The sequence below is a fragment of the Chitinophaga hostae genome (assembly GCF_018224885.1).
GTDB lineage: Bacteria > Bacteroidota > Bacteroidia > Chitinophagales > Chitinophagaceae > Chitinophaga > Chitinophaga hostae.
Genome location: NZ_JAGTXB010000004.1, coordinates 503,599 through 521,747, shown reverse-complemented (window position 1 = coordinate 521,747; position 18,149 = coordinate 503,599). Strand labels below are relative to the sequence as shown.

Here is an 18,149-nt window from a genome sequence, read left to right as displayed (position 1 = left end):
TTTTAGCTTTTAGTAAATGCAGCGAAGAATATATTATATTAGTCTTCGCTGCATTTACTAAAAGCTAACGGCTAAATACCGGCTCGCTGCATTTACTAAAAGCTAAAAGCTAATGGCTAACAGCTAAAACAACCAATATCCTCATGAACAATATCCGGAAACGCCCCTTGTCTGACCTGGGGTATAACTTTATTGAAACCACGTTACCGAAAGGAAAAGACGAATACTATCTCCGCAATGAGCAATGGAGCAGACAAGATCAGTACAGGAAATTAACAGCATATGAAGTAGAAGCCCTGGTACGTAATGACAATACCTCGGATGACTGGAATATTATTTTCGTGTCCCACGAATTTAATCCGCAGCTGGTTCAGCACTGCCATTTTTTTGGGATGGTGCGTATTGGCAAACTGGAACCTTACTATCTTGAGTTCCATAACCTGCGCATGCCGGTGGGTTTGTACAACAGTACGATCTGCGCCTGCGACTTTGGCGACAATGTTGTGGTGCACAACGTTAACTATCTTTCACATTATATACTCGGCAATGAGGTGATTGTAGCCAATGTCAATGAAATGGCCACCACCGATTATGCCAAATTCGGAAATGGTATCCTGAAAGAAGGTGAAAGCGAAGGCGGTCGCATCTGGATGGAACTATGTAACGAAAACGGTGGCAGAAGCGTGATGCCATTCGACGGGATGCTCCCCGGAGATGCTTACCTGTGGACCCGCTACCGGGACGACGAACAACTGCAACACCAGTTTAAACTATTTACTGAAAAGCAGTTTGATAAACGTCGTGGTTATTATGGCATGGTAGGCGACCGCACGGTGATCAAAAATTGCAAGATGATCAAAGATGTGACCATCGGCACCGATGCCTATCTGAAAGGCGCCAACAAACTGAAAAACCTCACCATCAACAGCAACAGCGAAGCATCTTCACAAATTGGGGAAGGCTGCGAAATGGTGAACGGCGTGGTAGGCTTTGGTTGTCGTGTATTCTATGGCGTTAAAGCTGTTCGTTTTGTGATGGCCTCCCATTCACAGCTGAAGTATGGTGCGCGGCTCATCAACTCCTACCTGGGAAACAACGCTACCATTTCCTGCTGCGAAGTATTGAATTCATTGATCTTCCCCGCGCATGAGCAACACCATAACAACTCGTTTCTCTGTGCGGCACTCATCATGGGACAAAGCAATATGGCCGCCGGCGCCACCATCGGTTCCAATCATAATTCCCGCGGAGCAGATGGTGAAATTATCGCCGGCAGAGGCTTCTGGCCCGGACTCTGCGTCAGCCTGAAACACAACTCCCGCTTTGCCAGCTTCACCCTCATCTCCAAAGGCAACTACATGTCCGAACTAAACATCCCTATTCCGTTTAGTCTGGTTGTAAACGATGAACATGAAAACCGCCTGAAGATAATGCCCGGCTATTGGTTCCTGTACAATATGTACGCGATTGCCAGGAATTCATGGAAGTATGTGGACCGCGATAAACGCACAGAGAAAGTACAGTTCATCGAGTACGATTACCTGGCGCCAGATTCAGTGGAAGAACTGTTCCAGGCCCTGGCCATCATGGAAACGGCCACCGGAAAAGCCTGGTATGCATTGCCGGAAAACGCGCCCAAAAAAGAACTAGCTGAAAAGGATATACGTAAAAAAGGCAAAGAGCTGTTAAAAAATAACCCTGAAGAAGTGGCTAAGCTGACCATTCTTTCCAAAGGCTTTGAAAACAGCTCCCGGGATGTGGAACTGCTGAAGGTGCATCGGGCTTATCCCCTGTTCCAGGAGATGATCGTACTTTACGCTGTCAAAAATATACTGGCATCCAACAAGCCTTCTTTCCTGGCCCTGCAGGCCGCTGTAAGCACCGCTAAGCGCAGCGAATGGCTGAACATTGGCGGACAGCTGATGAAAGCCGATACCGTGGCTACGCTTAAATCAAAGATCAAAAAGAATAAGATCAGCGGCTGGCCACAGCTGCACGCCGCCTACGAAGAAATAGGCAACGAATATGCAACGGATAAGTTGCAGCATGCAGTGGCCTGTTTACTGGAAATCAAGGAAACTTCGCTGAAAAACACCACCACCACGGATCTGGCGCAATGGATGAACGATTCTGTTGTGACCATGGAATGGATCACGGCGCAGATAAAACGCTCCCGCGAAAAAGACTATAAAAACCCTTTCCGTCAACTGGCATATGAAAGCGAAAAAGAAATGAATGCCGTTGTTGGCAGCCTGGAAGATAATAGCTTTATTAAGCAAACAATTTCCGACCTTGAAGCCTATAAATCAAAGGTTAATCAAATCATAGGTGAATGGGAACTGTAGAAAAAATAAGATGCGGCTGGTCTGCCAAAGATAAATTATACCAGGACTACCACGACCAGGAATGGGGTACGCCCAACCACGATGATCAGCATCTCTTTGAAATGCTTTGCCTGGAAGGAGCACAGGCCGGCCTGAGCTGGTATACCGTGCTTACCAAAAGGGAAAACTACCGCAAAGCATTTGATAAATGGGATGTCAAAAAAATTATAAAGTACGACGAAAAAAAGGTGGAGCAACTGATGCAGAATGAAGGCATTATCCGTAACCGCCTGAAAATAAATTCAGTGATCACCAATGCCAAAGCGTTTCTCGCCGTGCAAAAAGAATTTGGCAGTTTCGACAAGTACATCTGGTCATTCGTAAATCACAAACCCATTATCAACCACTACAAGCATCTCTCAGGCGTTCCAGCCAAAACAGCCATTTCCGATGCGATGAGCAAGGATCTGCTGAAACGGGGCTTCAAGTTTGTGGGATCCACTATCTGCTATGCGTATATGCAAGCTGTGGGGATGGTAGATGATCATACGGAGGATTGCTGGAAAAAGCGGAAATCGTAGCGGATATTGTCTTTCTCAGGATTGTTTTGCCCAGGATTCAACTGATTTTGATGATTTGCAGGATTTTTTCCAGTGAAGATTAAAAAAGATTAGAGGAGACATAAGCAGATAGTTTCGCTCATATCTCCTCTAATCTTTTTTAATCCTATAAAATCAAAAATAAAAAATCCTGCAAATCATCAAAATCAGTTGAATCCTGGGCAAGACAATATCCGCAGGAACCTCAATGAATCAATATTTCACTCAACGCCTGGTTATTAATAAAGCTGTAATCTGTCAGTGTATTCAGAAAGAAATATAACTGCCTTTTCTCCTGGTCCGACAGCGGGATACCTTTTTTCACTATGGGATCAGTGGTACCGGTTACGGCTACACCATGGTCGTAGAAATCAAAAACCTGGTAAATATCGTAGAAACGTCCGTCATGCATGTAAGGCGAGCTTTTAAGGATATTGCGCAGGGAAGGCACCTTAAAACGAAGATTATCATCTGTATTACCGGTAACTTTCATTCTGCCCACATCATTTAGCGCCGGCAGGTAGGGCAGTCCGTTACTGCGGTAAGTAAGGTCTGTAAATAATGGTTCTTTATGACAGGCAGCGCACTTTTCCTGGAAGATGTTATAGCCTGCTTGTTCTTCTGCCGAAAATACAGCGCCGGGTAGTTTACGCATCACGCTGTCGTACCTGGAATTGGCCGATATCATGGTGGCCACAAATTGTGTTAGCGCTTTGAACATGCGTTCACTGGTAATGTCCTCCGAGCCAAAGGCCGCTTTAAATTTACTGCGATAGGCAGGATCTGCCTGCATTTTCCGAAGCAGCTCTTTCAGGTCCACCGCCATTTCGTTGTGATCCGTTAATGGCGTCAGTGGCTGTATTTCCAGGTGGTTTACACCTCCATCCCACATAAACGCTTTTTGCCAGATCATATTAAAAAGTACCGGTACCGACCGGTTACCCTGCTGGCCTTCTACGCCGTGGGCCAGCGCATGATCAAAATGCCCGAAAGCCGCGAACTGCTGGTGGCAGAAACCGCAGGATACGGTGCTGTCTTTGGACAAACGAAAATCATAAAACATAAACCGGCCCAAAGCCACGCCTGGTTTGGTAAGCGGGTTACGGGAAAAATCATAAACCGGCTTCGGAAAATTCGGTGGCAATTGCAGTAAATACGGCTCCGGACCACCCGCATATTTCTTTCCCGCCCGGCCCTGTACCAGGATCAGCAACAGGCAGAAAGCCCCTACGATATATATTGCTTTGTACTTCAAATTGATTCTATGGTTTGGTAATACCGGTTATCCGGAACATCTGCCGGTAGTTACCTGCTACCTGTTTTGCCTTGATGCCCGGCGCCATAATCACGGTTATCTTCTTAAAACTTACGGTATCAGGTAAAAACCATTTCTCCACATTTGCCACCAGGTTTACATTAGGCGTTGATGTAGCATTAATGGTAAGTGACTGGGTAAAAGATAGTGTTACATATTGCAACACCTGGTCTTTTGCTTTATAACCACCCACATGAAACAGGAATTCCTGCGTAGGAGATGTGATCACCGGGGAATGCCCTTCCAGCTGCGCCATAATATAACCGCTGTTCCAGGTCCAGAACATGCCGGATTCTACTGCCAATGCGCCCGATTGTACCCCGCTCATGTTGCGTATGCTGTCTACCCCCACCAGGAAACGGATAGCCTTGTATTGCCCTGCAGGAATGTTTTCCAGGCGAATTGTTTTAGAGCTGTCAATAGCATCATCTACCAGGAAATAGGCAGGTGGCAATGTGATCATTTCTCCATTGACAGCTTCTATTGAAAAATTACTGAGAAAATAACGGAAACGGCTAATGGTAAATGGTTCGCCTGCAGCATTGGTATAGGTAGCGGTTTTCCTGACCAGGGGTTGTTGTCCCATCACATGTGTAACCGACAATTGCAGGGAGGAAGATCCATGACCGGCATCAGGAGCAGCCTGGCCAAACAGGGTGTTTAACACCAGGAAGCAGCAAGCATAGAAAATAAAAATCCGCAAAATCATGGCGTCCTCTTTTGTGTAAGGAAGTTACACGATTTTGCGGATTAAGTATTAAAAGAAATCAGTTGCTTATACTCTTTTATACCCTTTCCAGCCGTAGAGGAATACGATCACAAAACAGAAGGTAGGAATACCGTAAGAGATGGCGAGCGACTGCCATTCTGTGACAATCCCCATTACATAAGGTACAGAAGCGCCACCTACGATAGACATTACCTGGAAAGATGCACCGCGTTTGGTATGTTTTCCGAGATCTTTTACACCCAGCGCAAAAATGGTTGGGAACATAATAGACATAAAGAAGAACACCGCAATCAAGGCATATACGGAAGCAGCGCCTTCACCGGTCATTACAAAAGCGCATAATAGTACGTTGATAAACGCATAAATCGCCAGTAACTGGTTAGGAGCAATTTTACGCATCAGGGCTGTTCCTACAAAACGGCCGCCCATAAACAGCGCCATACCTACCGCCAGCAGGTAAGATGCTTTTTCGGTGGTAATACCATGCCAGTAAGCGGTTACGTAGTTGATAAATAATGCGCCCACGCCTACCTGTGCAGCCACGTAAAAGAATTGCGCTACCACGCCCAGCACAAAATGCCGGTGGGCAAACAGGGGGCGGGTATCGTCCATTACAGCCTGGCCTTCCTGCTCTGCTTCTTTAATTTCCGGTAATGGCGTTTTATAGAAGAAGGCTGCAATCAACAGTACCACAATACCGATCACGATGTAGGTGAGCTGTACAGTGGTCAGATCACCCTTGCCGGTACCGAAAAATAATTTACCGCCGATAATAGGTCCCAGGAAAGAACCCAGTCCATTAAAGCATTGTGATAAATTTAAACGTTGTTCAGATGTTTCTTTTGGCCCCAGCACCGTAACATACGGATTGGCAGCCGTTTCCAGGCAGGCTAATCCACAGGCCAGTATAAATAATGCCAGCAAAAAGAAATCAAAGTTAAGCGCACCTGCAGCCGGATAAAAAAGGAAAGCGCCGGTGGCATATAATGCCAGTCCGAGGATAATTCCTTTCTTATAGCCAAATTTGTTCATAAACATCCCTGCGGGCAATGCCATCAGGAAATAAGCACCGAAATAGGCGCCCTGCAACAGGGTAGAGCGTTTGGTGGTAATGTTCAATACTTCCTGGAAATGTTTGTTCAGTACGTCCAGCAAACCATATGCGAGTCCCCATAAAAAGAACAGGCTGGTCACTAATATAAACGGGAACAGGTATTTGCCCGATTCAACACCGGTATCTTTACTGCTGGTATAGGTGGAATTACTAACTGCGCCTCCGGCCATAACGAAGAATTTAATGTTTCAGGTGAATGTATAATGATAACGTGAGTTTGGCTCTGTTCCTTAGCTGATGGATCTGTCGAGGTGTGTGTAACCACCGTCTACGTATACTATTTGTCCGGTTGTATGTGATGAACGTGGCGACAGCAGGAATACCGTTGTATTGGCAATTTCTGTTGAAGTGGTCATTCTCTTTTCAAATGGAATTTTGGCGGTAATAGACGCCAGTTTCTCCTGTGGATCAGGTAAAGAGTTAATCCATGTTTCGTACAGTGGCGTCCATACTTCGGCCGGAATCACGGTATTGATACGGATAGAGTACGGCAGCATTTCCACTGCCCATTCACGGGTCAATGCATTGATAGCGCCCTTAGAGGCAGCATAGCCGCTGGTATTACCCTGGCCGGTGCTGGCTACTTTTGAGCCGATGTTCACTATATTTCCTTTGGTAACTTTCAGGTAGGGTAATGCGAAATGGGCCAGGTTATAGTAGTGGGATAAGTTGTTCTGTAACGACTGCATAAATCTTTCCGGGCTGCCGTTCTCAAGACCTACGCCATCATTGGCGCCGGCATTGTTTACCAGTCCGTCGATCTTACCATACTTTGCTACGGTTTCAGCGATTACTTTTTTACAATCCTCCACTTTTCCCAGCTCTGCAGTAATGGCCAATGCCCTGCCACCGGCCGCAATTATGTCGTTGACGGTTTTTTCATTATCTGCGGTACTTCTGCCGGCGATAACTGCAATGCCACCTTCTGCTGCTACCAGTTTTGAAATAGCTTCCCCGATTCCTTTAGCGCCACCGGTAACAATGATCACTTTCTCCTGTAATCCTAAATCCATAGTTTGTATGATATTATTTTTTATAGATGATAAAATGAGAGCGCGTTTCCTCCCATTATCTGATATTGTTCTGTTGTTGATAAGGTGCTGATAAAATCTGTAACGATTCCTTTTACCTCGTGGTATTCCGCTGCCACCAGGCATACGGGCCAATCGGAACCATACAGCAACCTGTTTGCACCAAAGGCTTCCAACGCCACTTCCAGGAAGGGCCTGAAATGTGCCGGTTCCCACTGCTGCCAGTCGGCTTCTGTTACAAGGCCGCTCAGCTTACAGTATACATGCGGTGACTGTGCAATGCGACGCATATGTGCTGCCCATGCTGCCAGCTCACCGGCTTTTACATCCGGTTTGGCCAGGTGATCAATGATCAGCGCCTGTTCCGGAAACTGCACTACAAATTCTTCTACCGCAGGTAACTGTTTCGGATATACGAGAATATCATAGGTAAACTGGTGCTGCGACAGTGCTTTGATGCCACGGCAAAAATGCTCGCCCAGGATAAACCGGTTATCCGGCTCCCCTTGTACAATATGCCGAAAACCTTTCAGCTTCGGATGTTGCGCATATTGCGACAATTGCCCGCTAATATTATCGGCACGCAGATCGATCCATCCCACTACCCCTTTGATAAAATCGTGCTTTTCCGCCAGTGATAACAAAAAGGCGGTTTCGTTGGGCGACTGGTCGGCCTGTACGGCTATACAGCCGTGAACGCCGTTCTCTTCCAGTACCGGCGCCAGGTCTTCCGGTAAAAAATCCCGGCGGATCACCTCCATAGATTCATCTATCCAGGCGTCGCGGACAGGCTCATATTGCCAGAAATGTTGGTGTGCGTCAATAACCATGTAAAGAATAAATTAGGAATTACGAATTACGAACTACAGCTGTTGATTACGAATTACAATCCTTTTGCAAACACCTATCTCCTGCACATTCCGTAATTCATAATTCGTAATTCTTTATAATGTAAAGATCTGGTCCATAATAATCCACTTCTCTCCTTCTTTCGCTACCGGCAATGCCTGCTGGTATTTCCACATCAGCTGCTCCCATACCTGCACGGCAGGATTAGCGGCATCCATGGCATCTTTACGTTCAAAAGAGAAGGTGTCGTCTACTTCCATGATCATAAACAGGCGGTTACCGGCGCGGTAAATATCCATGACGGTAATACCACTGTCTGTGATACTTTTCTTTATTTCAGCAGATACCTTGCGGTGATATGCTTCATATTCGCTGATCATCTGCGGATCATCCACCAGGTCCAGTGCCAGGCAATATCTTTTCATACTTATTATTTAAATGCTACTGCCGTTTGTTTGGAAGTACCCAGGCCATCGATACCCAGTTCAATCACATCACCTGCTTTGATATACACCTGCGGATTCATACCCAGGCCCACACCTGCCGGTGTGCCGGTAGAGATAACATCTCCCGGGAGCAGGGTCATAAACTGGCTCAGGTAAGCCACTACGAACGGAACATTGAAAATGAAATTGGAAGTGTTGCCATCCTGCATTTTCTGGCCGTTAACGGTGAGCCATAAACGAAGATTGTTTACATCTGCTATTTCATCTTTCGTAGCCATCCAAGGGCCAAGGGGAGCAAACGTATCGCAGCTTTTTCCCTTTACCCACTGACCGCCTCTTTCGATCTGGAAAGCTCTTTCGCTGTAATCGTTGTGCAGGCAGTAACCCGCTACGTAATCCAACGCATCTTTCTCTTCTATATAGCTGGCCTTTTTACCGATTACCACAGCCAGTTCCACTTCCCAGTCAGTTTTCTGACTGTTGCGTGGAATCACCAGGTCATCGTTAGGGCCTACCAGTGCAGTAGTGCTTTTGAAAAACACGATCGGTTCTGCCGGGATAGCAGCATTGGTTTCCCGGGCATGATCGGCGTAGTTAAGACCGATGCAGATAATTTTGGATGGACGTTGCAGCGGCGCTCCCAGGCGGGTACCGGCAGGTACCTGCGGGCATTCGCCGGCATGTGCGGAAAACCAGGCAGACAAGCGGGTCAACCCGTCTGTAGCCAGGAATTTTTCTCCGTAATCTTCACCAAATGCACTTACGTCGAACATACCTGCATCTGTTACAACACCCGGTTTTTCTTCTCCCGGTAAACCAAACCTGATCAGTTTCATTTCAATATTTTTTATTTGTTATGCTTACTTGATTTCTTTCAATGTTTTTACCTGCAGCCGGCCATTTTCCACATGGAGATCAATTACCGGTTCTGCTTTATTGTCGGTTACAAAGGAGAAGTATACGTGATCATCCTGCCCTGTTGGCTGGATCACAGCTTTCGCTCCTTTCGGCACCGCCATAAACATGCTTTTTCTCAAACCACCGAATTCCACGTACAGTTCCAGGCTATCGGGCGATGCATCCGGTTTGATTTCTGCAATAAAATCGGCCAGGATCTTTCCTGACTGAATATTTTTGCTGTACTTCTGCACCAGGTTACCGCCGGCCGAAACTTTACCCAGTCCCATGGTGTTTTCCATGTAACCCCAGATACGTTCAGAAGGAGAAGCAAACCATAATATTTTCAGGTCGTTTTTATCCGATACGGAAGCGTGATAATAACGTGGCTGATGATTCGCTTTCAGTACCCCTACATAAGCGCTGTTGGGAGCATCCCACAATACTTTGTACAGGTCGTCGTCTGAGGCATCTTTCAAAATAGTTTGTTCAAATACTTTTTCTTTTTCCTGGCCATTCATCTTAAACTTGATGGTCACCAGGGCCGTATCTTTTTCACGGTTTGTAATGGTCACTGCTATGGAACCCGCCGGTGTAGCAGGATGTACGGCAGCAGCCGTATCCGTAGCTGCGTTACCGTTAGCATTCGGGTTCCCGGAATTACAGGCAGATAATATGGCTATTGCTATTGCCAGCCCTATTCGAAAATGTTGCATGATATAACTAAAAATTAATGAATGAATATCTTGAAAGATACGGGTAATCGTCCGCACTTAGAAACCTCATCGCATTAATTATTAAGCCTGATAAATCCACCATCAATCGGATAATCGGAACCGGTAATAAACCCTGCTTCATCGGAGCACAGGAATAACGCCAGGTTACCCACTTCCACAGGTTTTGCCATGCGGCCGATCGGTTGTGTTTTGCTCAGTTTTTCAAACATTTCCGCTTCTTTTCCGGGATAATTTTTTGCGATGAATCCGTCTACAAACGGTGTATGCACCCTGGCCGGGGATACGCAGTTGCAACGGATGTTAGCGCCCAGGTAGTCTTTCGCTACCGATAAAGTCATGGTCAGCACCGCTCCTTTACTCATAGAGTAGGCGAACCGGTCCGGTATACCCACGCTGGAAGCGATAGATGCTACGTTGAGGATCACACCGCCCCCTTGTGTTTTCATTTGTTTAATGACCGCATACATGCAGTTATAGGTACCTTTTACATTTACCTGGTACACCCTGTCGAAGTCCTGTTCAGCTGCATTTTCCAGGTTGCCTACGTGCGCAATCCCCGCACAGTTTACCAGGATATCCAGTTTACCGGCTGTTTTCGCAATACCGTCCATCACCGCAATCACTGCTGCCTGGTCGGCTACATTGCAGCCATGTACGGTAGCCTGGCCACCTGCCGCCCTGATTTCTTCCGCTGTAGCTTTACCGCCATCCTCATTCAGCTCTATAATGTGCACCTGTGCACCCTGTGCGCCAAATGTTTTCGCTATTGCCTGTCCTATGCCGCTACCACCACCTGTGATAACCGCTACTTTGTTATCTAATCTGAACAGTTCCATCATTAAAAATTTTAAGGGTTCTAAAATACCTATTAAAATAAGGCGATTGCAATTGTATTTTCACTGTATTTCATACTTTCTTGCCTAATTTTCGCAAAATTCAATAATTCCGCAGGATTTTGACCCTTTTTCCGGAATTTTAAGGGCATGAGAATATTCCTGGCAGCAACTCTCCTATGGGCCATTTCAGGCGCCGCTTCTGCACAAAAAATACCGGTAAACAAGTATGGACTGGCAGTCCTCGGCAACCGGCAACAATATGATCAGCTGGTAAAAGCCGACAGCAACCAGCGACTGGTAAACCTGGAACAATACATCCCCGGGATCCGGAAAGATGTTCGCTATGCTACCACCAACAATTTCACTAAACAACGGCTTTATACCAAAACAGATATCTACCTGCGGCTACCTGCTGCCAAAGCGCTCAGGGCAGTACAGGCAGCATTGCACAAAAAAGGATATGGATTACTGATCTTCGACGCCTACCGCCCCTATCATGTAACGGAAGCAATGTTTAAGATTGTCCCGAACGACCTCTATGCAGCCGATCCCAGGAAAGGATCAGGGCATAACCGCGGCGTAGCGGTAGACCTGAGCATGATAAGTCTGAAAACAAATAAGCCCGTGGCGATGCCTACGGACTTCGATGACTTTACCACAAAAGCACATGAAAACTATAATCCTTCCGACCCTGCGGTGGCGGCCAACCGCAAGCTGCTGCGGGATACCATGATACAATTTGGATTTAAGGGAAGCTCTACAGAATGGTGGCATTACTATTTGCCCGACTATAAAAAATACCCGCTGATGGATATCTTCTTTTAATACTACCGGATAACTACGGTATCCACACGATCAGGGAGTCCCTGCCATTTGATATAATAAGTACCGGCGCCACGGGGAACAAAAACATAGGTCTTGGTTTGCGTTACCGGTACTTCGGGGCATACCGCGCATTTATTATAAACAGTTTCCACCCCCACCTTAACAACATTGCCTTCCCTGGATTCGTAGACTTTATTAATAGCAGTACAGCTGCTTGGCATCACACAACTCAGGTCAAAAAAAGCACCATCCTGGTCCGCGGCCTCAGAAGAGGTGCCCATGTACCGCACTCCACTGATATTGCCCGGCTGGTATTGTGAACAGCCATCGTCTGACTTCTGACAGCCAGAAAATATAAAAAATAGTAACAGGGATATAAACACCGTTCTCATCGGGGAAAAATATTACTTATCCTGTTGAACGGGCGAGAAGGGGAAAGGTTACATCAGCTGTTAGCTGTTAGCTTTTAGCAAGCGGATATTGTCTTGCCCAGGATTAGACTGATTATGACGATTTTCAGGATTATTTTTTTTGATTAAAAAAAGATTAGCGAAGACCGATGGTATATATCTCCATCTATCTTCGCTAATCTTTTTATCTTATAAAATCAAAATGATAAAATCCTCTTAATCAGTCTAATCAGTCTAATCCTGGGCAAGACAATATCCGCTTGCTAACAGCTAAAAGCTAATGGCTAAAAGCTGGTTCAATAAATCTTGTTCAGCGCATCTACATAGGCATGTACGGATGCATTAACGATATCGGTGGAGATACCGAAACCGTAGTAGGACTGTCCGTTATGTTTTACGCGCATATTCACTTTGCTGACGTCATCACTGCCGCCGCGCATGGATTGTATATTGAATTCATCGAGTTCAATATCATCTTTGATAATATCGTGGATAGCGTTGATGGTAGCGTTTACCGGGCCGTTGCCTGCGGAACTGGCTTCTCTTTCTTCGCCGTTGATACGCAGTTTTACGGTGGCCATCGGGCGCAGCGGATCACCGCAAACTACCTGCAGCAATGTTACTTTGATAGCGTTTTCACCATAGGTTTTTGCATCACCGTCGCCCATCAGTTGCAGCAGATCGGCATCGCTGATTTCCTTTTTGGAATCGGCCATCACCAGGAAGCGTTCGTATACTTCATCTACGTTGATGCGCTCCAGGTTGTAACCCAGGCGCGACAGGTGATGTTTCAGTGCATGACGGCCGCTGCGGGCGGTGAGGATAATAGCGTTGGAGTTGATCCCTACGTCTTCCGGGTTCAGGATTTCGTAGTTTTCGCGGTGCTTCAGCACACCATCCTGGTGGATACCGGAGCTATGCGCAAATGCATTACGGCCCACAATGGCTTTGTTTGGCTGTACCGGCATATGCATCATGGTTTCTACCAGGTTGCTGATTTCGTAGATGCCTTTCGAATTGATCTGGGTATGATAACCGAGGGCATGATGCGTTTTCAGGATCATGGCCACTTCCTCCAGAGAGGTGTTACCAGCGCGCTCGCCGATACCATTGATCGTACATTCCACCTGGCGGGCGCCGTTGATTACACCTGCAATGGTGTTGGCGGTAGCCAGTCCGAGGTCGTTATGACAGTGTACGGAAATAATGGCTTTATCGATATTGGACACATGATCTACCAGGTATTTGATTTTTGCGCCATACTGATCCGGCAGGCAGTAGCCATTGGTGTCGGGGATGTTAACGGTGGTAGCACCGGCCGCAATAACGGCTTCGATCATGCGGGCCAGGTATTCGTTATCAGCGCGGCCGGCATCTTCTGCATAAAATTCTATATCATCTGTAAACTTGCGGGCATACTTTACGGCAGCTACTGCACGCTCCAGTATTTCATCGCGGGTGCTGTTAAATTTATATTTGATGTGCATATCCGAAGAACCGATACCGGTATGGATGCGGCCACGTTTTGCAAAACGTAACGCGTCGGCAGCGGCATCAATATCTTTGGTATTGGCACGGGTTAATGCACAAATAACGGGTTCAGTAACGGCTTTGGAAATTTCCACTACGCTCTGGAAATCGCCTGGGCTGGAAATAGGAAACCCGGCTTCGATAATATCTACGCCGAGTGCTTCGAGTTTTTTAGCTACTTCAATTTTTTCCACAGTAGTCAGCTGACAGCCAGGGACCTGTTCTCCATCACGCAAGGTGGTATCAAAGACGTATACACGATTTTTATCCATGATAAGTGTAATAATTTTATTGAATGATTAATTCAGATTCTCCAATACTTTGGCGCCCATGGCGTCGGTACCCATAATGCAATCGTTAACAGTATGTTTGTTAGCGATATCCATTGTTCTGAAGCCTTGTCTGAGTGTAGCTTCCACTGCCTTGATCACCCGTTGAGATTCTGTTTTCAACCCAAATGAAATATCCAGCATCAGTGCTGCAGATAGGATAGACGCCAGCGGATTGGCAATACCTTTACCGGCAATATCATGTGCTGAACCATGGATAGGCTCGTAGAAACCAATGCTGTCACCAACAGACGCGGAGGCCAGCATACCCATAGAACCTGCTATCTGGGAGGCTTCATCGGTGAGGATGTCGCCAAACAGGTTACCGGTAACTACCACATCAAAGCGTTTTGGATCTTTGATCAGCTGCATAGCGGCATTGTCGATAAACATATGTTCTGTTTCCACATCGGGATATTCTTTGGCTACTTCCTGTAATACTTCTCTCCACAGCCGGCTTGCTTCCAGCACGTTTGCTTTATCTACGGAGCAGAGCTTCTTACGACGGGTGCGTGCTGCATCATACGCTTTGCGGGCAATACGTTCTACCTCATAACGATGATAGATCATCAGGTCGGAAGCGGTATTACGGTCGGCGGTTCTCATCTTTTCCCCAAAATATACATCGCCGGTCAGTTCACGGAAAAACAGGATATCGGCGCCGCGCAGTATTTCCGGTTTTATGCTGGATGCTTCCAGTAGTTCGTCGAATAATTTTATCGGGCGAAGATTAGCATACAATCCCAGTTCTTTCCTGATCTTCAGTAATCCCTGTTCTGGTCTTACTTTCAGGGTAGGATCGTTGTCATACTTAGCATGACCGATAGCACCAAACAGGATCGCATCGGAGTTCCGTGCTTTCTGCAATGTTTCGTGAGGCAGCGGATCACCGGTAGCTTCAATGGCTACGTGGCCCATAACACCTTCTTCAAAGGTAAAGGTGTGATGATAGTTTTTGGCAATTGTCATCAGCACTTTCTGTCCCCATGCCGTCACTTCCTGTCCGATCCCATCGCCGGGTATTACTAGTATTTTCTTCTCAAGACCCATATATAGCTTTTTAGCTTTTAGCTTTTAGTTGTTAGCTTTTAGTTTTTAAGCGATTGTTAGAAATTATTTTGCTTTTTGCTTTCTGCTTTTTGCTTTCTGCTTTCTGCTTTTAAAAATTAAATGTCCTGGTGGTTTCGTATTGTTCAATTTCCTTACGGAGACTAAGCAAATAGTCGATATCATCGTACCCGTTCAACAGGCATGTTTTTTTATACTGGTTGATATCAAAACTCTCTTTTTCACCGGTGGCGGCGATTTTAATGAACTGGTTTTCCAGGTCTACTTCCAGCGCTGCTTTTGGATCGGCCTCAATGGCTTTGAAGATTTTATCCAGGAAGTCGTCGGAAACCTGTATTGGCAGGATGAAGTTATTGAGTGCGTTGTTTTTGAAGATGTCTGCAAAAAAACTACTCACCACTACTTTAAAACCAGCGTCGGCAATAGCCCAGGCTGCGTGTTCGCGGGATGAACCGCAACCAAAGTTCTTTCCAGCCACCAGGATTTTACCACCATAGATGGGATTGTTGAGTACAAAATCTGCTTTCGGTGTATTGTCAGCCTCATAGCGCCAGTCACGAAACAGGTTTTCGCCGAAACCATCACGGGTGGTTGCTTTCAGAAACCGTGCCGGGATGATCTGGTCTGTATCTATATTTTCGATGGGTACAGGTACCGCAGGTGAAACGAGATGTTGAAATATTTTACTCATAGTGAATGTTACATTTAAATTTTTGTGGCGGCTACACGTAAGCGGACATAGTCGGCATACAGTTCTCCATCTTTCATCAGCCTGGGCGCCAGCTCATGCTGTACCTGCTGCAAAATGGCGCCTTTATCTTTTTCCGGTACGTTGGCGAAGAAATGTCCGCCAAACATCTCCAGCCAGTCGGCGATACCCGTTTCCGGGTTCACGAGCTTCGACGGGCGATCAAAAAAATGTACCCGGTCTATTTTAAACCCGGCCTGTTCCAGCAGGGTGGTATATGCTGCCGGTGAAGGAAAATACCAGAAAGGTTCGTAGGTATATCCCCGTTGTTGCATCGCTTTTTCCAGTGCTGTCAAAATCTGCTGCACATTGCCTTTACCTCCCATTTCAATAGCCAGGCGGCCTCCTGTCTTCAACTGGGCATACATCCTGGCAATAGCCTTTTCTTTTTCACGTACCCAATGCAGCGTGGCGTTGGAAAAAATACCATCAAACTGCCGGGGTAAAGAAAAGGTGGTGGCATCCGCTACTTCAAAAGTAAGTGCCGGGAAATTTTCGCGGGCGCTTGCTATCATGGCAGCAGAAGCATCTATACCTGTTACTGTTGCTCCTTTCTGCGCCAGTTGAGCGGTGAGCTCCCCGGTGCCACAACCCAGGTCCAGGATATTTTCTCCGGCCAGTGGTTGCAGCCAGTCAATAAGACTGTTACCGTATTCAAATACGAAGGCATGCTTTGCTTTATATAAATCGGCGTTCCATTGATCCATAGCGATACAGCTTTTAGCTTTTAGCGGTTAGCAGTTAGTGTTTCCTTGTTTGGGCCCATTTGGGCATTGAATAACTAACAGCTAATGGTTTGAGTCCATTGGGCATTGAATAACTAACAGCTAATGGCTAACTGCTAACAGCTGTCAGCAGTGTCCTTACATCGGTTACCCTGCCGGTAATGGCGGCGGCGGCGGCAGTGAGCGGACTTGCCAGGAAGGTGCGGGCGTTGGGTCCCTGGCGGCCCTCGAAGTTACGGTTGGAGGTAGAGATGCAATACATCCCGGCCGGCACTTTGTCTTCGTTCATGGCCAAACAGGCAGAACAGCCTGGTTCACGCAACTGGAAACCGGCTTCGGCGAAGATCTTATCGATACCTTCTTCCATTGCCTGGGCTTCTACTTGTTTTGATCCCGGTACAATCCATACTACCACATCATCTGCTTTATGCTTTCCCTTTACAAAATCCGCTACAAGACGCAGATCTTCGATCCGGGAGTTGGTACAGCTGCCAATAAATACATAGTCCACTTTTTTGCCCAGCAGTTCCGCGCCGGGTTCGAGATCCATGTATTCGAGTGATTTTTTGAAAGAAGGTCTTTCTTTCTCTTCCAGCTGCTCCAGGGAAGGAATGTGGCGGGTTACGCCCATGCCCATGCCCGGATTGGTGCCGTAGGTGATCTGCGGTTCGATATCGGCGGCATCAAAGGTAAGTACCTTGTCGAATTGCGCATCGTTGTCGGAATACAGGGTTTTCCAGTATTCCAGCGATTGATCCCAGTCTGCTCCTTTCGGGGCAAACTCACGGCCTTTGATATAATCGAAGGTGATATCGTCTGGTGCAATGAGTCCTCCGCGGGCGCCCATTTCAATGCTCATATTGCAAATGGTCATCCGCGCTTCCATACTCAGGCTGCGGATGGCTTCACCGGCATATTCCACGAAATAACCGGTAGCGCCGGAAGCGGAAATTTTAGAGATAATATATAGAATGATGTCTTTAGAAAGTACCCCTTTCCCCAGTTGTCCGTTCACCTCGATCTTCATGCGTTTGGGTTTGTACTGCAGGATACACTGGGTAGCCAGTACCTGTTCTACCTCAGAGGTACCGATGCCAAAAGCCACCGCGCCAAAAGCGCCATGTGTGCTGGTGTGGCTGTCGCCGCATACAATGGTCATTCCCGGCAGGGTAATGCCCAGTTCGGGGCCTATTACGTGAACAATGCCCTGGAACCGGTGCCCCAGACCATACAATTCCACGCCAAATTCCGCGGTGTTTTTTGTCAGCATTTCCACCTGGTGGCGGCTTAATGCCTCTTTAATGGGCTGGTCCTGGTGAAGGGTAGGTACGTTGTGATCGGCTGTGGCCCTGGTTTTCGCGGGGCGGAACACGGGGATACCGCGTTTGCGCAACCCGTCAAAAGCCTGGGGACTGGTTACCTCGTGAATAAAGTGCGTGTTGATATACACAGCATCGGGATGTCCCGGCTTGCTCACCACGATATGGCTGTCCCAGATTTTATCAAATAACGTTTTTCCCATCCTTTTGCTTCCTTTTAGAATTGTTTATACCTTCAAATCTAATGGTCATTAATTAATTGCCATATCGCTAAATTTGCTTTAATTACAACCTTTAACAGCCCTCGATACACATTA

18 protein-coding genes are annotated in these 18,149 nt (G+C 46.8%); 3 read left to right on the top strand and 15 right to left on the bottom strand.

Annotated features, from left to right (window positions below; genetic code table 11):
- Positions 1–143 precede the first annotated feature (143 nt).
- Both KE626_RS11715 and KE626_RS11710 read left to right on the top strand, forming a co-directional pair.
- Positions 144–2,345 carry a DUF4954 family protein gene (locus tag KE626_RS11715; RefSeq protein WP_211973077.1) on the top strand — a complete coding sequence of 734 codons (2,202 nt, stop codon included), beginning with the start codon at positions 144–146 and terminating at the stop codon, positions 2,343–2,345.
- Positions 2,333–2,905, top strand: a complete 573-nt coding sequence (locus KE626_RS11710) for a DNA-3-methyladenine glycosylase I (RefSeq protein WP_211973076.1) — start codon at positions 2,333–2,335, stop codon at positions 2,903–2,905. Before KE626_RS11715 ends, KE626_RS11710 begins: the two co-directional genes overlap by 13 nt.
- 223 nt (positions 2,906–3,128) lie before the next feature.
- Here the strand turns inward: KE626_RS11710 and KE626_RS11705 are convergent, their stop codons facing one another.
- The 9 genes from KE626_RS11705 to KE626_RS11665 all read right to left on the bottom strand — a co-directional run bounded on the left by KE626_RS11705 (position 3,129) and on the right by KE626_RS11665 (position 10,878).
- Positions 3,129–4,178, bottom strand: coding sequence for a cytochrome-c peroxidase (locus tag KE626_RS11705; protein WP_249207410.1), 1,050 nt, complete (start codon positions 4,176–4,178; stop codon positions 3,129–3,131).
- A 7-nt stretch (positions 4,179–4,185) separates the two neighbouring features.
- Entirely contained in the window at positions 4,186–4,947 is a 762-nt protein-coding gene (locus tag KE626_RS11700) for an MbnP family protein (protein WP_211973075.1), read from the bottom strand.
- A 66-nt stretch (positions 4,948–5,013) separates the two neighbouring features.
- On the bottom strand, positions 5,014–6,252 hold the full coding sequence (locus KE626_RS11695; protein WP_211973074.1) for a sugar MFS transporter: 1,239 nt from the start codon (positions 6,250–6,252) through the stop codon (positions 5,014–5,016).
- A gap of 60 nt (positions 6,253–6,312) precedes the next feature.
- On the bottom strand, positions 6,313–7,095 hold the full coding sequence (locus KE626_RS11690; protein WP_211973073.1) for an L-fucose dehydrogenase: 783 nt from the start codon (positions 7,093–7,095) through the stop codon (positions 6,313–6,315).
- Between the two features lie 20 nt (positions 7,096–7,115).
- On the bottom strand, positions 7,116–7,943 hold the full coding sequence (locus KE626_RS11685) for an amidohydrolase family protein (RefSeq protein ID WP_211973072.1): 828 nt from the start codon (positions 7,941–7,943) through the stop codon (positions 7,116–7,118).
- 114 nt (positions 7,944–8,057) lie between these two features.
- The gene (locus KE626_RS11680) at positions 8,058–8,387 is read right to left on the bottom strand and encodes an L-rhamnose mutarotase (RefSeq protein WP_211973071.1); all 330 of its coding nucleotides are present in this window, start codon (positions 8,385–8,387) and stop codon (positions 8,058–8,060) included.
- Between the two features lie 5 nt (positions 8,388–8,392).
- The gene (locus tag KE626_RS11675) at positions 8,393–9,244 is read right to left on the bottom strand and encodes a fumarylacetoacetate hydrolase family protein (protein ID WP_211973070.1); all 852 of its coding nucleotides are present in this window, start codon (positions 9,242–9,244) and stop codon (positions 8,393–8,395) included.
- Positions 9,245–9,268: 24 nt separating this feature from the next.
- Positions 9,269–10,021 carry a hypothetical protein gene (locus KE626_RS11670; RefSeq protein WP_211973069.1) on the bottom strand — a complete coding sequence of 251 codons (753 nt, stop codon included), beginning with the start codon at positions 10,019–10,021 and terminating at the stop codon, positions 9,269–9,271.
- 74 nt (positions 10,022–10,095) lie between these two features.
- A complete protein-coding gene (locus tag KE626_RS11665) occupies positions 10,096–10,878 on the bottom strand; it encodes an SDR family NAD(P)-dependent oxidoreductase (protein WP_211973068.1) in 783 nt (260 codons plus the stop codon).
- Between the two features lie 147 nt (positions 10,879–11,025).
- On the opposite strand from KE626_RS11665, the gene KE626_RS11660 reads away from it, so the two are divergent.
- Positions 11,026–11,703: a M15 family metallopeptidase gene (locus KE626_RS11660; protein WP_211973067.1), complete on the top strand. Its 678-nt coding sequence runs from the start codon at positions 11,026–11,028 to the stop codon at positions 11,701–11,703.
- Between the two features lie 2 nt (positions 11,704–11,705).
- Here KE626_RS11660 and KE626_RS11655 read toward each other — a convergent pair whose 3' ends face one another.
- The 6 genes from KE626_RS11655 to leuC all read right to left on the bottom strand — a co-directional run bounded on the left by KE626_RS11655 (position 11,706) and on the right by leuC (position 18,035).
- A complete protein-coding gene (locus tag KE626_RS11655) occupies positions 11,706–12,095 on the bottom strand; it encodes a hypothetical protein (protein WP_211973066.1) in 390 nt (129 codons plus the stop codon).
- Between the two features lie 314 nt (positions 12,096–12,409).
- Entirely contained in the window at positions 12,410–13,915 is a 1,506-nt protein-coding gene (locus tag KE626_RS11650; RefSeq protein WP_249207409.1) for a 2-isopropylmalate synthase, read from the bottom strand.
- 27 nt (positions 13,916–13,942) lie between these two features.
- Entirely contained in the window at positions 13,943–15,022 is a 1,080-nt protein-coding gene (gene leuB, locus KE626_RS11645; RefSeq protein ID WP_211973065.1) for a 3-isopropylmalate dehydrogenase, read from the bottom strand.
- A 109-nt stretch (positions 15,023–15,131) separates the two neighbouring features.
- Positions 15,132–15,731, bottom strand: coding sequence for a 3-isopropylmalate dehydratase small subunit (gene leuD, locus KE626_RS11640; RefSeq protein ID WP_211973064.1), 600 nt, complete (start codon positions 15,729–15,731; stop codon positions 15,132–15,134).
- Between the two features lie 14 nt (positions 15,732–15,745).
- Positions 15,746–16,495, bottom strand: a complete 750-nt coding sequence (locus KE626_RS11635; protein WP_211973063.1) for a class I SAM-dependent methyltransferase — start codon at positions 16,493–16,495, stop codon at positions 15,746–15,748.
- Positions 16,496–16,622: 127 nt separating this feature from the next.
- Positions 16,623–18,035: a 3-isopropylmalate dehydratase large subunit gene (leuC, locus tag KE626_RS11630; protein ID WP_211973062.1), complete on the bottom strand. Its 1,413-nt coding sequence runs from the start codon at positions 18,033–18,035 to the stop codon at positions 16,623–16,625.
- Between the last annotated feature and the right edge of the window lie 114 nt (positions 18,036–18,149).